Source organism: Pseudomonas sp. SB113 (genome assembly GCF_040754745.1).
Classification (GTDB): Bacteria; Pseudomonadota; Gammaproteobacteria; order Pseudomonadales; family Pseudomonadaceae; genus Aquipseudomonas; species Aquipseudomonas grimontii.
In genome coordinates, this window is record NZ_JBFMHW010000012.1 from 144,371 (window position 1) to 158,706 (window position 14,336).

17 protein-coding genes and 2 tRNA genes are annotated in these 14,336 nt (G+C 60.4%); 11 read left to right on the plus strand and 8 right to left on the minus strand.

Annotation, left to right across the window (positions count from 1 at the left end):
• The first annotated feature begins 1 nt into the window (after nucleotide 1).
• Nucleotides 2-78, plus strand: a tRNA-Pro gene (locus tag AB1462_RS17620).
• A 132-nt stretch (nucleotides 79-210) separates the two neighbouring features.
• Here AB1462_RS17620 and AB1462_RS17625 read toward each other — a convergent pair.
• Genes AB1462_RS17625 through AB1462_RS17635 form a run of 3 tightly spaced genes read right to left on the minus strand, consistent with a single transcriptional unit; the run spans nucleotide 211 to nucleotide 2,427 of the window.
• Nucleotides 211-1,509, minus strand: a complete 1,299-nt coding sequence (locus AB1462_RS17625; protein ID WP_367247483.1) for an NAD(P)/FAD-dependent oxidoreductase — start codon at nucleotides 1,507-1,509, stop codon at nucleotides 211-213.
• Between the two features lie 60 nt (nucleotides 1,510-1,569).
• Entirely contained in the window at nucleotides 1,570-1,743 is a 174-nt protein-coding gene (locus tag AB1462_RS17630) for a DUF3094 family protein (RefSeq protein WP_367247485.1), read from the minus strand.
• A 54-nt stretch (nucleotides 1,744-1,797) separates the two neighbouring features.
• A complete protein-coding gene (locus AB1462_RS17635; protein WP_032886189.1) occupies nucleotides 1,798-2,427 on the minus strand; it encodes a DUF1780 domain-containing protein in 630 nt (209 codons plus the stop codon).
• Nucleotides 2,428-2,532: 105 nt separating this feature from the next.
• Here AB1462_RS17635 and AB1462_RS17640 point away from each other — a divergent pair, with 105 nt between their 5' ends.
• The 3 genes from AB1462_RS17640 (at nucleotide 2,533) to AB1462_RS17650 (ending at nucleotide 3,977) form a co-directional block, all read left to right on the plus strand.
• A complete protein-coding gene (locus AB1462_RS17640) occupies nucleotides 2,533-3,000 on the plus strand; it encodes an FAD/FMN-containing dehydrogenase (protein ID WP_090409553.1) in 468 nt (155 codons plus the stop codon).
• A complete protein-coding gene (locus tag AB1462_RS17645; protein ID WP_259192543.1) occupies nucleotides 2,997-3,686 on the plus strand; it encodes an energy-coupling factor ABC transporter permease in 690 nt (229 codons plus the stop codon). The genes AB1462_RS17640 and AB1462_RS17645 overlap by 4 nt, the downstream gene beginning before the upstream one ends.
• Nucleotides 3,687-3,761: 75 nt before the next feature.
• The gene (locus tag AB1462_RS17650; protein WP_003171680.1) at nucleotides 3,762-3,977 is read left to right on the plus strand and encodes a hypothetical protein; all 216 of its coding nucleotides are present in this window, start codon (nucleotides 3,762-3,764) and stop codon (nucleotides 3,975-3,977) included.
• On the opposite strand, the gene yacG is transcribed toward AB1462_RS17650, so the two are convergent.
• From yacG to AB1462_RS17670, 4 genes are read right to left on the minus strand one after another with little or no spacing between them, the layout of a single operon-like run.
• A complete protein-coding gene (gene yacG, locus AB1462_RS17655; protein WP_027604888.1) occupies nucleotides 3,974-4,174 on the minus strand; it encodes a DNA gyrase inhibitor YacG in 201 nt (66 codons plus the stop codon). The genes AB1462_RS17650 and yacG overlap by 4 nt on opposite strands.
• Entirely contained in the window at nucleotides 4,171-4,794 is a 624-nt protein-coding gene (gene coaE / locus AB1462_RS17660; RefSeq protein WP_090409548.1) for a dephospho-CoA kinase, read from the minus strand. The genes yacG and coaE overlap by 4 nt, the downstream gene beginning before the upstream one ends.
• Nucleotides 4,791-5,657 (minus strand): A24 family peptidase, encoded by an 867-nt coding sequence (locus AB1462_RS17665; RefSeq protein WP_367247487.1) that lies wholly within the window; start codon nucleotides 5,655-5,657, stop codon nucleotides 4,791-4,793. Before AB1462_RS17665 ends, coaE begins: the two co-directional genes overlap by 4 nt.
• Nucleotides 5,654-6,862: a type II secretion system F family protein gene (locus tag AB1462_RS17670; protein WP_367247489.1), complete on the minus strand. Its 1,209-nt coding sequence runs from the start codon at nucleotides 6,860-6,862 to the stop codon at nucleotides 5,654-5,656. The genes AB1462_RS17665 and AB1462_RS17670 overlap by 4 nt, the downstream gene beginning before the upstream one ends.
• A 202-nt stretch (nucleotides 6,863-7,064) precedes the next feature.
• Between AB1462_RS17670 and AB1462_RS17675 the strand changes: the two genes are divergently transcribed.
• From AB1462_RS17675 to AB1462_RS17690, 4 genes are all read left to right on the plus strand, one after another.
• On the plus strand, nucleotides 7,065-7,475 hold the full coding sequence (locus tag AB1462_RS17675; protein ID WP_090410148.1) for a pilin: 411 nt from the start codon (nucleotides 7,065-7,067) through the stop codon (nucleotides 7,473-7,475).
• A 35-nt stretch (nucleotides 7,476-7,510) separates the two neighbouring features.
• Nucleotides 7,511-8,911, plus strand: coding sequence for an O-antigen ligase (locus tag AB1462_RS17680; RefSeq protein WP_259192538.1), 1,401 nt, complete (start codon nucleotides 7,511-7,513; stop codon nucleotides 8,909-8,911).
• Between the two features lie 48 nt (nucleotides 8,912-8,959).
• Nucleotides 8,960-9,032, plus strand: a tRNA-Thr gene (locus AB1462_RS17685).
• Nucleotides 9,033-9,238: 206 nt separating this feature from the next.
• The gene (locus AB1462_RS17690) at nucleotides 9,239-9,544 is read left to right on the plus strand and encodes a DUF6388 family protein (RefSeq protein ID WP_027604882.1); all 306 of its coding nucleotides are present in this window, start codon (nucleotides 9,239-9,241) and stop codon (nucleotides 9,542-9,544) included.
• Nucleotides 9,545-9,625: 81 nt separating this feature from the next.
• On the opposite strand, the gene nadC is transcribed toward AB1462_RS17690, so the two are convergent.
• Nucleotides 9,626-10,474, minus strand: coding sequence for a carboxylating nicotinate-nucleotide diphosphorylase (gene nadC / locus AB1462_RS17695; RefSeq protein ID WP_090409540.1), 849 nt, complete (start codon nucleotides 10,472-10,474; stop codon nucleotides 9,626-9,628).
• A gap of 245 nt (nucleotides 10,475-10,719) precedes the next feature.
• On the opposite strand from nadC, the gene AB1462_RS17700 reads away from it, so the two are divergent.
• The 3 genes from AB1462_RS17700 (at nucleotide 10,720) to ampE (ending at nucleotide 14,328) form a co-directional block, all read left to right on the plus strand.
• Nucleotides 10,720-12,870 carry a DUF1631 domain-containing protein gene (locus tag AB1462_RS17700; RefSeq protein ID WP_090409537.1) on the plus strand — a complete coding sequence of 717 codons (2,151 nt, stop codon included), beginning with the start codon at nucleotides 10,720-10,722 and terminating at the stop codon, nucleotides 12,868-12,870.
• A gap of 61 nt (nucleotides 12,871-12,931) precedes the next feature.
• The gene (gene ampD / locus AB1462_RS17705) at nucleotides 12,932-13,495 is read left to right on the plus strand and encodes a 1,6-anhydro-N-acetylmuramyl-L-alanine amidase AmpD (RefSeq protein ID WP_090409534.1); all 564 of its coding nucleotides are present in this window, start codon (nucleotides 12,932-12,934) and stop codon (nucleotides 13,493-13,495) included.
• Nucleotides 13,492-14,328, plus strand: a complete 837-nt coding sequence (gene ampE / locus AB1462_RS17710) for a regulatory signaling modulator protein AmpE (RefSeq protein WP_090409533.1) — start codon at nucleotides 13,492-13,494, stop codon at nucleotides 14,326-14,328. Before ampD ends, ampE begins: the two co-directional genes overlap by 4 nt.
• Nucleotides 14,329-14,336 lie beyond the last annotated feature (8 nt).

Consider the following 14,336-nt stretch of genomic DNA (forward strand, 5'->3'; position numbering starts at 1 on the left):
CCGGGGTATAGCGCAGTCCGGTAGCGCGCCTGCTTTGGGAGCAGGATGTCAGGAGTTCGAATCCCCTTACCCCGACCATATTAAAAATCCTCGTATCGAAAGATACGGGGATTTTTTTTGTCTGAAATTATCTTAAATCCAATAAAAAACTAATGTGGGAGGGAGCAAGTCCCTTCCCACATTGAACGGGGCCCGTCAGGGGCCCTGTTGTCAGTGAAGTTTCAGGCGCGGTTCAGTCCCGCGTCCAATCTTGCTGCCCAGCATCAGCATCGCCGTGCGGAAGAAGCCATACAGCGCCATCTGGTGCATGCGGTACAGCGACACGTAGAACATCCGCGCCAGCCAGCCCTCCAGCATCACGCTGCCGGTCAGGTTGCCCATCAGGTTACCCACCGCCGAGAATCGTGACAGCGAGATCAGCGACCCATAGTCGGTGTACTTGTACGATGGCAGGTCCTTGCCTTCGATACGCAGTTTCAGCGACTTGGCCAGCAACGAGGCCTGTTGGTGCGCGGCCTGGGCGCGTGGCGGTACATTGCGGTCGCTGTCCGGTTGCGGGCAGGCGGCGCAGTCGCCAAAGGCGAAGATGTTTTCATCGCGAGTGGTTTGCAGCGTTGGCAGCACTTGCAGTTGATTGATGCGGTTTGTTTCCAGGCCATCGATGTCCTTGAGGAAGCCCGGTGCACGAATCCCTGCGGCCCACACCTTGAGGCTGGCAGGAATCACCTGGCCACTGCTGGTGATCAGTGCGTCGGCGTTCACTTCGCTGACCGCTGAGTTGGTCAGTACCGTCACCCCGAGCTTCTCCAGGGTTTTATGCACAGGCCCGCCAATCCGCTCCGGCAGGGCAGGCAGTACACGTGGGCCTGCTTCGATCAGGGTGATGTGCATGTTTTCCGGCTTGATGCGATCCAGGCCGTATGCCGCCAGTTCGTGGGCCGCGTTATGCAGCTCTGCGGCCAGCTCGACGCCCGTTGCACCCGCACCAACGATGGCGACGCTGATCTTTTCCACAGCATCGGTCTGCCCGGCATGGGCGCGCAGGTAGTGGTTGAGCAACTGTTGGTGGAAGCGCTCGGCCTGCTTTCGGGTATCAAGGAACAGGCAGTGCTGTGCCGCGCCCTCGGTGCCGAAATCATTGGTGGTGCTGCCCACTGCAATCACCAGGCTGTCATAGCCCAGCACGCGCGCAGGCACCAATTCGCGGCCTTCTTCGTCGAGGGTGGCGGCCAGCTGGATTTTCTTCTGTTCACGGTCGAGCCCGCTCATGCGCCCCAGCTGGAACTCGAAGTGGTTCCATTTGGCCTGGGCGACGTAATTGAGTTCGTCTTCCGAGGAGTTCAGTGAGCCGGCAGCCACTTCGTGCAGCAAAGGCTTCCAGATATGGGTGAGGTTGGCATCCACCAGCGTGATGCTGGCGGTGCCGCGCTTGCCCAGAGTCTTACCCAGGCGGGTAGCCAACTCCAGACCGCCGGCGCCGCCGCCGACGATAATAATACGATGGGTCATGGGGGTATCTCGCAAGGCTAAAGGAAATCGGAGCAGTTACCCCCGCGAGCGCCAGGCAGCTCATAGCGTCAGGTAACTCAAAAGGCGGCTCAGCAGGCCGAGCCCGATCACCACCACCAGCACCACACCAATGAGCAGCCACGGCCGGAAAGGCTTGCGCTCGACTCGGTTTTGGGAGAGTTGCAGGTACTCTTCGACATGCTGTTGGTCGTCGGGGTTCAGGCGGCTGGTCATATAAGGCCTCGTCAGGTAGACGTTGCAAAGGGGCGCCACGTTACAGTCAGGGGATCAGAGGCTGATGCCCACATCGAACACTATGCTGCGCCCCAGGTTGTTGCGCAAGAAATCCGGCGCGTCCGGGTGGGCGAACAGCACCCGTGCAAATGTCGGCCCCACCAGCGACAGCGAGCGCCAGCCCTGGCGCAAGTATTCGGTGGGGGGTGGAAAGTGGCTGTTGAGGTCGAGCACTTCACGCTTGAGGCTGGTGAATGCGACAAGGTCCAATTCGCCCAGGTCCATCCCGCGCTCTTTGTAGTTGTGGGCCTTCTTGCGCAACGTGGGCGCCAGGCGCAGCAGGAACTCATGGGCCGGGATGCGCCGAGGCTTGGCTTCGCGCCGCACCAGTTGGCTCAGGGAGAATGCACTGCGTCGGCGCAGCAGTTCGTCACGCCATTCGTCGTTCAGTCGTCGCCCTTCATCGAGGACGAAAAAAACCTCGAAACTGGCATCGCGAAACAGCACGTCGGGCGGTTCTTGCCCGGCGGCGTGAAACTCTTCGGCGCGATAGGGCACATTCAAGCCTTGCAGCAGGCGCTGGCAGACCCAACGCTCACGCTCCCATTTGCGGGCATTGGACAGGAACGCATTGGCTTGTTCGGCTGCTACGGTGAGCAGGCGCAAATAATCTGAGTCATCCATGCTTGCAGCTTAGCGTCCAAATGATGACCGCAGGAAGTCCCGCTGCAAAAGCCAGGGTGTAGACTGGCCTTTCAAGCGTAATTCCCCCCTTATGAGGAGCGTACAGTGAAGTTTCTTGTGGTGCTGTTGCTGAGTCTTTTACCAGTATGGGCACAGGCTGTTGAAGTGGGCGAGCGCGTCGCTCCCTGGACCTTGCTCGATCAATTCGACCAAGCCTATACCCTCGATAACCAGGCGCAGATTCTGTTGGTGGCGCGCAGCATGGATGCGGCCAAGCTGGTAGACGCGGCGCTGCAAGGCCAGCCTAAAGGCTACCTCGAAGCGCGGCATGCAGTGTTCGTCGCGGACATCCAGCGCATGCCTCGACTGATCGCCAAATTGTTCGCGGTACCTGCCATGCAATCCTACAACTACCGGGTCATGCTGGACCGTGAGGCGCGTATCGCCCCACGTTACCCCGCAGCGGCGGATAAAGTGCTGTGGCTGCAGCTGGATAACGGTACGTTGGTTTCTCAACATGAATACGGCACTGCTGCCGAACTGCGCCAGGCCCTGGAGCAGGTGAAGCCGTGATCAGCGCCGCAGTGCTGGCGCCCACAACCCTCGGCATCGGCTGGCTGTTGTATGCGCCGGTGCTGTTATGGGCGATCCTGCGCTCGCCCTGGGTCGAGTTGTTTGCCGACCGGCGGCGCCAGCATTTGCTATTCGGTACGGTGTTCGCACTGTTCATGTTGTGGCTGGTACGACGGGATTTCGACACCGGTGTGTCCTACCACTTTATCGGTATGACCGCCGTAACCCTGCTGCTGGATTGGCCCCTGGCCATCGTCGGTGGTTTTGCCGCCCAGTTCGGGTTAATGCTGCTTGGGCGCCAGGACTTGGCAGCCCTTGGCATCAACGGCCTGCTGCTGATCGTGCTGCCGGTGCTGGTCACCGAAGGTTGTGCGCTTGTGGTCGAGCGAGCCCAGCCGCGCAATCCCTTCGTGTATATCTTCTGCTCCGGTTTTTTTGCTGCCGCGCTGTCGGCCTTGTTTTGCCTGCTGCTGGGGCTGGGGTTGCTGTGGTTCGACGGTCGTTTTGCCATGCCGGAATGGCTGGAGGATTTCGTCGGCTACCTGTGGTTGATCATCTTCCCAGAAGCCTTTATCAACGGCATGGTGATCAGCGCCCTGGTGGTGTTTTGCCCGGAATGGCTGGAGACGTTCAACCGCACACGCTACCTCTCGGCACCCTGGAAGGATGACGAATCGCGGCGTTGACCCAGATCAAATCCCGAGCAGCCGAGCGGGCCCATGCTCTGCAAAATTTTCCTAGGCAAGGCGGGAGCACGAATCATGAGTGTGTACGAGTGGGCAAGGCAGGAGTTGCGCAGAAGCCAGGATGCGGCACAGGAAATCGGTTTCGACCCAGGCTTGACCCTGCGCGCGATGCTCAGTGCGGTAGTGCAGCAGAGCAAGGGCGTACGCAGTTTTGAAGACCTGGCCGACGAGCTGCAATACCTTGCAGAGAACCTCGACGACCAGCAGGAATACGCCTTTATGCGGCCTTAGTGGCGCGGCGGTAAATCTTCGGAAAACAGCTCGTCTTCGGCATCCGGAGCCACGGGAATCTTGTGTTCCTCAGCGGCCCAGGCGCCCAGGTCGATGAGTTTGCAACGGTCCGAGCAGAACGGCCGGTTGGGGTTGGCTGCATTCCATTCCACGGGTGCGCCGCAGGTTGGGCAGTCGACGGTCAAGGGTTGGCTCATGATCGGCCTCCACGCAAAGTAAGGTAAAAGTGGTGCAGTCGCTCGACCTCGCTGTGCAGCCAAGCGAGGTCCTGGTCATTGACCAGCACGTCATCGGCATGGTTCAGGCGGTCTTCACGGCTGGACTGGGCCTTGAGGATCGCCTGAACCTGTTGTTCGCTGATGCCGTCGCGCTGCAGGGTACGCTGAATCTGCAGCGATTGCGGCACGTCGATCACCAGGATGCGCTGGGTCATGCTGTACTGGCCGGATTCGATCAGCAGCGGTGACACCAGGATCGCATAAGGCGACCGGGCGCGAGCCAGGTGACTACGAATCTCTTCGCCAATCAGCGGGTGCAGCAGGGCTTCCAGCCAGCGGCGCTCTTCGGGCACCTCAAAGATCAGCTTGCGCAGCGCGGCGCGGTCCAATTGGCCGTCAGGCTGCAATACCCCAGCACCAAAATGCTCGGCGATGCGGGCCAGTGCCGGCCGGCCGGGTTCGACCACCCAGCGCGCGGCGTGATCGGCGTCCACGACGTCAATGCCCAGGTCGATAAAGTGCTGGGCGGCCGCACTTTTCCCGCTGCCGATGCCGCCAGTGAGGCCAAGAATCCAGGGTGTTGCAACAGGAGTGGTCATCTGAAACCGACAGACTGCAAATAGAAGTCGGTTATTTGACCACCCCAGAGCAATGCAATCCAGCCGGCAATTGCCAAGTACGGACCAAACGGCATCGGCGTGGACGCCTGGGTCTTGCGCAGGCGCATCAGTATCAACCCGACAAACACCCCCACCAGCGACGACATCAACAGCGTCATCGGCAATATCTGCCAGCCACCCCACGCGCCGAGCATGGCCAGTAACTTGAAATCACCGTGGCCCATGCCATCTTTGCCGGTGACCAGCTTGAATAGCCAGAACACGCTCCACAGGCTCATGTAGCCGATCACGGTGCCCCATAGCGCGTCGGGTAATGTCGTCAGTAATCCAAAGCTGTTGGCGATCAGCCCCAGCCACAGCAATGGCAGCACCAGCACATCCGGCAGCAACTGGTGGTCTGCGTCGATCAGGCTCATTGCCAGCAACCCCCAACTCAACACCAGCACCGCTGCGGCTTGCCAGCCAAAGCCGAAATGCCAGGCGACCCATGCCGAGATCAACCCACATGCGAGTTCGGTGAAAGGGTAGCGGGGGCTGATGGCTCCCTGGCAGTGGGCACAGCGGCCCCTGAGCATCAGGTAGCTGAGCAGTGGGATATTTTCCCACGGCCGGATTGGATGATCACAGTGCGGGCAGCATGAGTTGGGGTGCATCAGGTTGTAGGTCGGCCCGTCAGGTTCGGAAGGTAGACCGAGCGCCTCATGGGCCTGGGCACGCCATTCCCGTTCGAGCATTTTAGGCAGGCGCCAGACCAGCACGTTGAGGAAGCTGCCGAGGATGAGCCCCAGTACCAACGCTATGGCGACAAAAGCCCATGGATGCTCGTTCAGCAGCACGCTCAAAATGCGCTCCCTAATTGGAAGACCGGCAGGTACATGGCGATGACCAGCGCGCCGACAATCCCCCCCAGGACCATCATGATCAACGGCTCCATCAGGCTGGTGAGGTTGTCGACCTGGTTGTCCACGTCCGTCTCATAGTGGTTGGCGACCTTTTCCAGCATGTGTTCCAGGGTGCCCGACTCTTCGCCGATCGCCGTCATCTGGATCGCCATGCCGGGAAACAGACCGCTGTTGGTCATGGATTGATTCAGTTGCATTCCTGTGGATACATCGTGACGCATATGTTCGATTGCCTGTTTGAACGGGCCATTTCCCACGGCGCCGGCGACTGAATCCAATGCCTGTACCAGTGGAACACCGGCGGCAAAGGTAGTCGAGAGCGTGCGGGCGTAAAGGGCCACGGCGGATTTTGTCAGCAGTTTGCCTGCCAGGGGCGCTTTCAACAAACCGGTGTCCAGCCAGTAGCGAAAGCCCGACGATTTCCGATAGGCCTGGCGCAGCCCAGCGGCTCCCGCGACTATGCCCAACACCAGCATCCACCATGCGTGCTGCATGAACGCCGACCAGGCGATCACATATAAGGTAAATGCCGGCAGTTTGCTGTCGACTCCGGCGAACAGGGCCTGGAACTGCGGCACCACGTGGACCAGCAGTATGCCGGTGACCAGGCTGGCAACCACCAGGACTGCAATGGGGTACGTCATGGCCTTTTTGATCCTGGCCTTGAGCTGCTGACTTTTTTCCCGGTGGATCGCCACCCTTTCCAACAGAGTCTCAAGCGCCCCGGCCTGTTCGCCGGCTGCCACCAGGTTGCAGTACAACTCATCGAAATAACGTGGTTGTTTGCGTAATGCTTCAGCCAGGCTGCTGCCGGCAGCGATCGCCTGTTTAAGCCCCTGCACGCGTTCACGCACAGCGCGATTGTCGACGCCTTCGCTGATGATGTCGAAGGCTTGCAGCAGTGGAACCCCAGCCTTCAGCAGCATAGCCAGTTGGCGCGTGAACAGCGTGATGTCAGCCGCTTTGACTGATGGGGCGAGGCTTGGCAGCAGCGGGGATTGCTTGCGCACACGGCCGGGGCTGATCCCTTGCTGGCGCAGTTGCGCCTTGACCAGGGCAGGGTTGTGCCCCTTGGTTTGCCCGGACACCCTGCGCCCTTTGCGGTTGATGCCTTCCCAGGCGTAAATCGTTGAAGCGTCGTTCATGTCGCGGTTCCGCATACAGGCTGTCGAATATTTATAGCTTAGTCAGGTGACGGATTCGGGCATGCCGATGGCGCAGGATAAAAATGTCAGAATGTGCGTCTTGAGCGCGATTGACCGCTTGCGGGTGAGTACACTGGCGCCGTTGCAAAAACGGGGTGCAGGACGCGCCTTGTCATGAGTTCTATTCTGGAGAGTGAATGTGATACGTCAGAAAGGCTTTACCTTGATCGAGTTGTTGATCGTCGTAGCAATCATCGGCATTTTGGCCACGATCGGCCTGCCCATGTACACCACACACCAGGCCAAGGCTAAGTTCACTGCCGGCCTGGCTGAAGTTGCCGCGTTGAAGGCCGGTTACGAAGACACTATCAACCAGGGCACCGTACCTACCTTGGCCTTGATCGGCGGCACCAGCCCCACCGCCAACTGCAAGATCGACGTGGCAGGCGACGTGGCCACGGGAGCCGGCTCCATCAGCTGCGAAATACTCGACGCGCCGGCACCGGTGCTGGGCAAGACCATCAGCCTGACGCGCAGCGCCACCGGCTGGAAGTGCACGACTACCGCTGAAGCGAAATATGTCGGCAAGGGCTGCGGCGCCGACGGGGCATAACTGCTAAACCATCCACAGGGAAGTAGAGGTGGCCGATGGCGTTATCCGTACAGCAGCGAGGCGGTGTTTTCCTGATAGCAGCGGTGTGCCTGTTGACTGTCGGGATTTGCGCACCGTTCGGTGGGCATGATCTACAGCGTGTAATGCAAATTGCCATCGGGTTTTGCGCGGTGCTGTATGGGTTATCAGTTACCTCCACTGAGCCCTGGGTGGACAGGCCCACGGCCTGGGGAGTAGCGCTGGTTGTCGGGCTGGGTCTGCTGTCTTCGGCGCTGGCCCATCAGCCGCTGTGGGCGCTCACCGAAGTGGCGCTGTTTGTCGGCTGCGCGGCGATCGCCGTCGCCTTTACTCTGCTTCGCCGCCATGGCGGCGAGTCTTTGGATCGCGTGCTGATCCTGGTTGTGGTGTTGCTGTGCCTGATCAAGTCGGTCCAGTATCTGTATGCCGGTACGCATGCGCTCACCAGTGGCGAGCGCATGCTGGACCTTGACCGGCTGCTGACCGGCTTTTCCAACAAGCGTTTCTACGGTCAGTTTCAGACGTTTACCCTGCCCTTGCTGGCGCTGCCCTTGCTGATCCCCAATCTCTCCCGAGCCCTGCGCGGTGCGGTGTTTACGTTGCTGTGTGTCTGGTGGCTGATCGCAATTAGCGGCGGTACGCGGGGCACCTGGCTCGGTATGGGCGTGGCAGGCGTGGTGTTGGCGGTGCTCGGGCCTTGGGGCCGTCGCTGGCTGGGCTGGCAGTTGGCCGCAGCGTTGGTTGGGCTGTTGCTGTATTGGCTGATATTCACGGTGCTGGCGGATTACCTGGGCATTGAGCTCTCCAGTGGTGCCAGTGATCGCCTTACCACCTCGCTGTCGGGGCGCGGCCCGATCTGGTGGCAGGCGTGGCACATGCTTGTCGAGCGGCCGTGGCTCGGTTTCGGGCCGATGCATTTTGCCGATATTGCCAACAAGATTGCCGCTCACCCCCATCAGGCGGTTCTGCAGTGGGCCAGCGAATGGGGTGTGCCGTCGGCTCTGTGCGTGGCGGTTTTGGCATGGCGAGGCGGCTGGGCCACGTTGGCAGTGCTGCGCGCGCGAGCGCTGTCTGCCGAGCGTGTTGACCTGCTGCGTTTGTGCCTGTTTGCAGCGTTGATCGGTGCGCTGGTGCAGTCCATGGTCGATGGTGTGATCGTGATACCCAACTCCCAGGTCTGGTTGGCGCTGGTGGTGGGCTGGCTGATGGCGCTGCATGTGTCGCGCACGCCAGCAAGTGCTGCGCTGCCGTTGGCCCGGAACCTATGGAAAGCCTTGGGGGTGTTGGCCGTTGGTCTGTTGGTGTTTATCGCGATGCGCGATGTGCCTCATATCCAGCAAGCCCAGCAGCAGTACCTGGACGGCGAAGGCAGTCACCTGCAACCACGCTTCTGGGCTCAGGGGGTCATTGCCCGTTGAAGGGCGCAAGTTGCCGGACGCCCGATGCGGTGCTAGCTTTAGCCCACCGCCCGTGTAGCTCAGTTGGTAGAGCAGCGCACTCGTAACGCGAAGGTCGCAGGTTCGATTCCTGTCTCGGGCAAAAAGGCACTACTGTTTTAAGGGCGGTGTTTTAAGGGCGGTGTTTTAAGGCCAGTGTTTTAGCGGCAGTGTTTCAAAGGAAATGTTTTCAGATGATCCCAGAATGGTTCTGAAGGCCAGACGAGTTGGCACTTGTGCCCACTCTTTTGTATCTGCGCAACCTTGATGACCCAGATGCATCCCCATTCCTCGATCTAAGAGAACAACATGACCACGACTGAAATGACCCAGGAAGTTCGGCACCAAGCAGCCCTCGAAAAATACCTTGAGGAATCGCCGCAGCTTAAAGAAGAGATCAAGGACCTGAGCGCCGATGATCAGCGCGACCAGATCCAGTGGGCTTTCGAGGACGAGGCCGAGAGCCAGGGCTTCCAGCCTTGGGAACTGACCCTCAAGTACACCTCGACGCCGGAAGAATTTGAAGCGGCACGGCTGGCCCTGCACAAGGAGGCGGCCGAGGTGCTGGGTGTCGAATGGGAAGAGTATTGCGAGATGAACGACCTGGTCGTTTAGACGCTGCTGCAAGTTTCAAGCTGCAAGCTGCAAGTTGGAACGCAGCCCTCTTGCAGCTTGAAGCTCACCGCTTGCCTCTCCTCAGATACTGAGGCGCATCGACAAATCCACCGCCTTCACATCCTTGGTCATCGCACCAATGGAAATGTAGTCCACCCCTGTCTCGGCGATAGGCAGCAGGGTGTTTTCATTGATCCCGCCGCTGGCTTCCAGCTTGGCCTTGCCGCCGTTCAGGCGCACGGCTTCACGCATATCTTCCAGGCTCAACTCATCGAGCATGATGATGTCGGCGCCCGCCGCCAGCGCCTCGCGCAGTTCGTCCAGGCTCTCCACTTCGATTTCCACCGGCTTGCCGGGTGCGATCTTGTGGGCGGCGCTGATGGCTTGGGCAATTCCGCCGCAGGCAGCGATGTGGTTTTCCTTGATCAGGAACGCGTCATACAAACCGATGCGGTGGTTATGGCAGCCACCGCAGGTCACCGCGTATTTCTGCGCCAGGCGCAGACCGGGCAGGGTTTTTCGAGTGTCCAGCAGCTTGACCTGGGTGCTGGCGACAAAATCCGCCAGGAACCGGGCGCGGGTGGCGACTCCGGACAGCAACTGCAGGAAGTTCAGGGCAGAGCGTTCGCCACTGAGCAGCGAACGCGCCGGGCCTTCCAGGTGGAACAGTGCCTGATTGGGGCTGACACGCTCGCCGTCGGCCACCTGCCAGTGCACGGCGACCCTTGGGTCCAGTTGGCGGAATACTGCATCCACCCACGCCGTGCCGGCGATGACGGCGGCGTCGCGGGTAATGATGGTGGCCGTGGCCAGCCGTTCGGCCGGGATCAACTGCGCGGTGATGTCGCCGCTGCCGATGTCTTCCAGCAGCGCGCGGCGCACGTTGGCTTCGATTTCGGCGGTGAGGTCGGCAAGACGGAGGTTCGGCATAACAGGCTCCACAAACAAAGTGTCCCGATTATAGGGGCTGCGTGCGTTCGAACCCAGGCTCACCACTCATTTACAGCGCAATGTCAGAGTTTGCTGGCGCAACGGCACTCATTTGCAAGATAATCTCGCGCCTTGCAATTGGCGTCATAGCTTTGACGTACTGGTGATGGGCGGTTATCCACAGTGCTTATTGGGCCTGTACCCGATCTTTCCCCAACTCTTTACCGCCGTTTCAGGAGGCCAGGATGCACAATGACGGAAAGGTGGTGCCAATCAACAAGGCACAAGCCACGCCATCGCCGCTCGCGCGCCTGCCGGTGGTGTTGCTGCAGGTTCGCGACAAGGCGGCGCAGCAGTTGCAGCAGGGTTTGCAGGAACTGTTCGATAACGCCGACGACACTTTGTTCGAAATGGCCGACAAGGCCCGCAACAACGTGGACCACCATATCTTTTTTGAAGCCATGCGCGACTTGCGCCTCAAGCGCAAGAATTTCGAGCGGGTGTTCATGGAGCGGCTGTTCGAAGCCTTTGGAAACCTGGGGCAGGCGGGGCGTACTGAGCTTCAGTTGGTGCCGGTGGTGTCTTATGAGGCGGCCTCAGGCACGTCCAGGGATGACTTGGAAAAAGCCGTGGCACTTGAGGCCATGCTTGGCCGGGTGCGCCACCGCGACGGCCTGGCGCTGTCGCAACTCACTGCACGCTTAAGTGTCTTGCTCGGCAATCGCCTGGATGACCGTGAGAACCCCCTGGGCCCGGCGCTGCTGTGCGAGTTCTTCCTGCGTGCCGGGCGTAGTCTGGGCGTGGAGATCCGCGTCAAGCTGATCATGCTCAAGCTGTTTGAAAAGTACGTACTCAGTGACGCTGACCAACTGTACGGTGAGGCCAATCAACTGCTGGCCGCGACCGGCGTGTTGCCGGAACTCAAGGCCGCGCCATCCCGTCGTCCCTGTGGCCGTGCCACGCGTGATCATCATCGCGAAGAGGTATTGCCGAGCGTCGACCAACCGATCGACGAAAATGGCCTGCAAGCCTTTACCGCCTTGCAGGCGTTGTTGACCGCCGTGCGCGGTAGCGTGTCGCCTACGCTTGAAGCCAGCGCCGAACCCCAGCCTATCGCCACCCGCGATCTGCTGCGCCTGTTGTCCCATTTGCAGCAGTACGTCCCGGAGCCGGAAGCCGAGGATGATTTCGACCTGCGTAACCAACTCGAGCAGTTGCTCACCCGTGTCAGCGTCAAGAGTGGCAAGTCGCGGGTGGTGGAGGATGCGGACGAAGATGTGATCAACCTGATCGCCCTGCTGTTCGAATTTATCCTCAATGACCGCACGGTGCCGGACGCCTTCAAGGTCTTGATCGGCCGCCTGCAGATCCCGATGCTGAAAGTGGCGGTGCTGGACAAGAGCTTTTTCAGTCGGCCCGGCCACCCGGCTCGGCGCCTGTTGAATGAAATCGCTACGACAGCCATGGGCTGGAGCCCCGTCGATGACTTCCAGCGCGACAGCCTGTACCTGCGCATAGAGCAGGTGGTTCAGCGGTTGCTGAATGAGTTTGTGGAAGACCCGGCGATTTTTTCCCAATTGCTTACCGAATTCACTGCATTCACCGCCGATGAGCGTCGGCGCAGCGCGCTGCTTGAGCAGCATACCCGCGATGCTGAAGAGGGGCGCGTGCGCACGGAAGCGGCGCGTGCGCGGGTGGCCGAGGTACTGAATCGGCGGATGCTGGGCAAGGTTTTGCCGCAGGCGGTGGTGCAGTTCCTGCAACAGGCCTGGAGCCAGGTGCTGTTGCTGGCCAGCCTCAAGCACGGCGAGCAGTCGGTGCAATGGCAAGCAGCGCTGCGCACCATGGATGAGCTGATCTGGAGTGTCAGCCTGCAGGCAGACACTGAAGCCGGGGTGCACTTGTTGGAGCAGTTGCCGGGGTTGCTCAAGGCACTGCGTGACGGGTTGACCAGCGCTGCATTCGACCCCTTCAGCACGCGTGATTTTTTTGTTCGCTTGCAGACCCTTCACGTCCAGCCGCCCGAGGGTGGCGATGGATGGCTCGAAGTGCGTGAGCCCTTTGTGTTCAACACACTGCCGCTCGATTCGGTCGAGGGCCTGCCGGAGGATGATCCGGACCTGCTCAAGGTGCACCAACTGCGAGTCGGCGACTGGTTCGTGTTCCAGCAGGGCCAGGCAGGCACCCTGCGGTGCAAGCTGACGGCGATCATGGTACCGACCAATACCTATATTTTTGTCGGCCGCACGGGGCTCAAAGTCCTGGAGAAGAGTGCCGGCCAACTGGCGATGGCATTCAAGCGTGGCGCGCTGCATAGCCTGGACGATGAACCGCTGTTCGAGCGGGCGCTGGCGGCGGTGGTGGGTAAGCTGCGTCAACTCAATCGCGGCAAGTGATCGCAACCACGGGGTCGAACGCGGCATACTGGTCACACTTAGTCACGTTCAAGGATCCTGTATGCAGTTGGACCCCGCCAGTGGTTGGTGCCAGGGCATTCGCCATTGCCCTTCACCCAACTTCAACGAGCGCCCGACAGGCGAAATCTCACTGTTGGTGGTGCATAACATCAGCCTGCCACCCGCGCAGTTCGCGACTGGAAAAGTGCAGGAGTTTTTTCAGAACCGCCTGGACGTCACGGAACATCCTTACTTTGAAGGGATTGCCGACCTACGGGTGTCTGCGCATTTTCTGATTGAGCGTGACGGCACGGTGACGCAATTTGTGTCCTGTATCGACCGGGCCTGGCATGCCGGGGTCTCGTGCTTCGAAGGGCGTGAGACGTGCAATGACTTTTCCCTGGGGATAGAGCTTGAGGGCACGGATGATTTGCCGTTCACCACCCCCCAGTATGTGTCGCTGATCGACCTGACCCGTCAGTTGCTGGCAGCCTATCCAGGTATTACGCCGCAGCGTATTTGTGGCCATAGCGACATCGCTCCGGGGCGCAAGACCGATCCCGGCCCCGCTTTTGATTGGACGCGCTTTCGCAGCGCCCTGCAGGATGGAGGACATGCACGATGAGTTTCCTGGTGTTGGTGTTGGCGGTGTGGATCGAGAAGTTCTCGGCCATGCGCCAGAGGTTGCAGCGTGATGGTGGCTGGTTGCGCGAATTGGCCAAGTTGGAATCTAGCCCGCGTTTGGGCAAGCAGCCTTGGCTGATTCTGGCCCTGCTGGTGCTGCTGCCGGTAGCGTTGCTGGCGTTGTTGCTGCTGGTGCTGGAGCCGGTGGCCTATGGTTTGTTGGCGCTGCCGGTGCACCTGCTGGTAGTGATCTACAGCCTGGGCCGTGGCGATCTATTGGCTGGATTGGGGCCATTTCGCGATGCCTGGCGCCGTGGCGACCTGCAGGCTGCCGAACATGTGGCCGAGCGCGACCTGAAGCTGGGCGCCGACAGCGGCGAGCAACTGTTGGAGCGCGTCCAGGGCCATCTGTTGTGGCAGGCCTACCAGAGCTTTTTTGCGGTGATTTTCTGGTACTTCCTGTTGGGGCCGGTCGCCGCGCTGGCTTATCGACTCTTGGCGCTTGCCAGTGAGCATAGCCAGAACCCTCTGGTGGCTGAGCGCGCCGGGCAACTGCGTCACGCGTTTGACTGGTTGCCGGTGCGCTTGCTGGCGGCCAGTTTTGCGCTGGTGGGCAACTTCGTCGCGGTCAGCCGGGTAATGCTTCACGAGCTGCTGAGCTGGGACATCAGCGCCGCGCAACTGGTGGAGAAAGTCGGCCTGGTCGCCGCTGAAATCCCGCCTCCGGCCGTGGGTGCCGACGGCATCAATAGCCTGGATCGCCTGTGGGAACTGCTGCTGCGTGCGGCGGTGCTGTGGTATGCCGGGTTCGCCATCTGGACGGTGTTGCCCTGATTGCTCCG

Bases quoted from the DNA above. Each gene is read 5' to 3' on its own strand.
- AB1462_RS17625 (WP_367247483.1), bottom strand. From the start codon at position 1,509: ATGACCCATCGTATTATTATCGTCGGCGGCGGCGCCGGCGGTCTGGAG.
- AB1462_RS17630 (WP_367247485.1), bottom strand. From the start codon at position 1,743: ATGACCAGCCGCCTGAACCCCGACGACCAACAGCATGTCGAAGAGTAC.
- AB1462_RS17635 (WP_032886189.1), bottom strand. From the start codon at position 2,427: ATGGATGACTCAGATTATTTGCGCCTGCTCACCGTAGCAGCCGAACAA.
- AB1462_RS17650 (WP_003171680.1), top strand. From the start codon at position 3,762: ATGAGTGTGTACGAGTGGGCAAGGCAGGAGTTGCGCAGAAGCCAGGAT.
- yacG (WP_027604888.1), bottom strand. From the start codon at position 4,174: ATGAGCCAACCCTTGACCGTCGACTGCCCAACCTGCGGCGCACCCGTG.
- coaE (WP_090409548.1), bottom strand. From the start codon at position 4,794: ATGACCACTCCTGTTGCAACACCCTGGATTCTTGGCCTCACTGGCGGC.
- AB1462_RS17670 (WP_367247489.1), bottom strand. From the start codon at position 6,862: ATGAACGACGCTTCAACGATTTACGCCTGGGAAGGCATCAACCGCAAA.
- AB1462_RS17680 (WP_259192538.1), top strand. From the start codon at position 7,511: ATGGCGTTATCCGTACAGCAGCGAGGCGGTGTTTTCCTGATAGCAGCG.
- AB1462_RS17690 (WP_027604882.1), top strand. From the start codon at position 9,239: ATGACCACGACTGAAATGACCCAGGAAGTTCGGCACCAAGCAGCCCTC.
- nadC (WP_090409540.1), bottom strand. From the start codon at position 10,474: ATGCCGAACCTCCGTCTTGCCGACCTCACCGCCGAAATCGAAGCCAAC.
- AB1462_RS17700 (WP_090409537.1), top strand. From the start codon at position 10,720: ATGCACAATGACGGAAAGGTGGTGCCAATCAACAAGGCACAAGCCACG.
- ampD (WP_090409534.1), top strand. From the start codon at position 12,932: ATGCAGTTGGACCCCGCCAGTGGTTGGTGCCAGGGCATTCGCCATTGC.
- ampE (WP_090409533.1), top strand. From the start codon at position 13,492: ATGAGTTTCCTGGTGTTGGTGTTGGCGGTGTGGATCGAGAAGTTCTCG.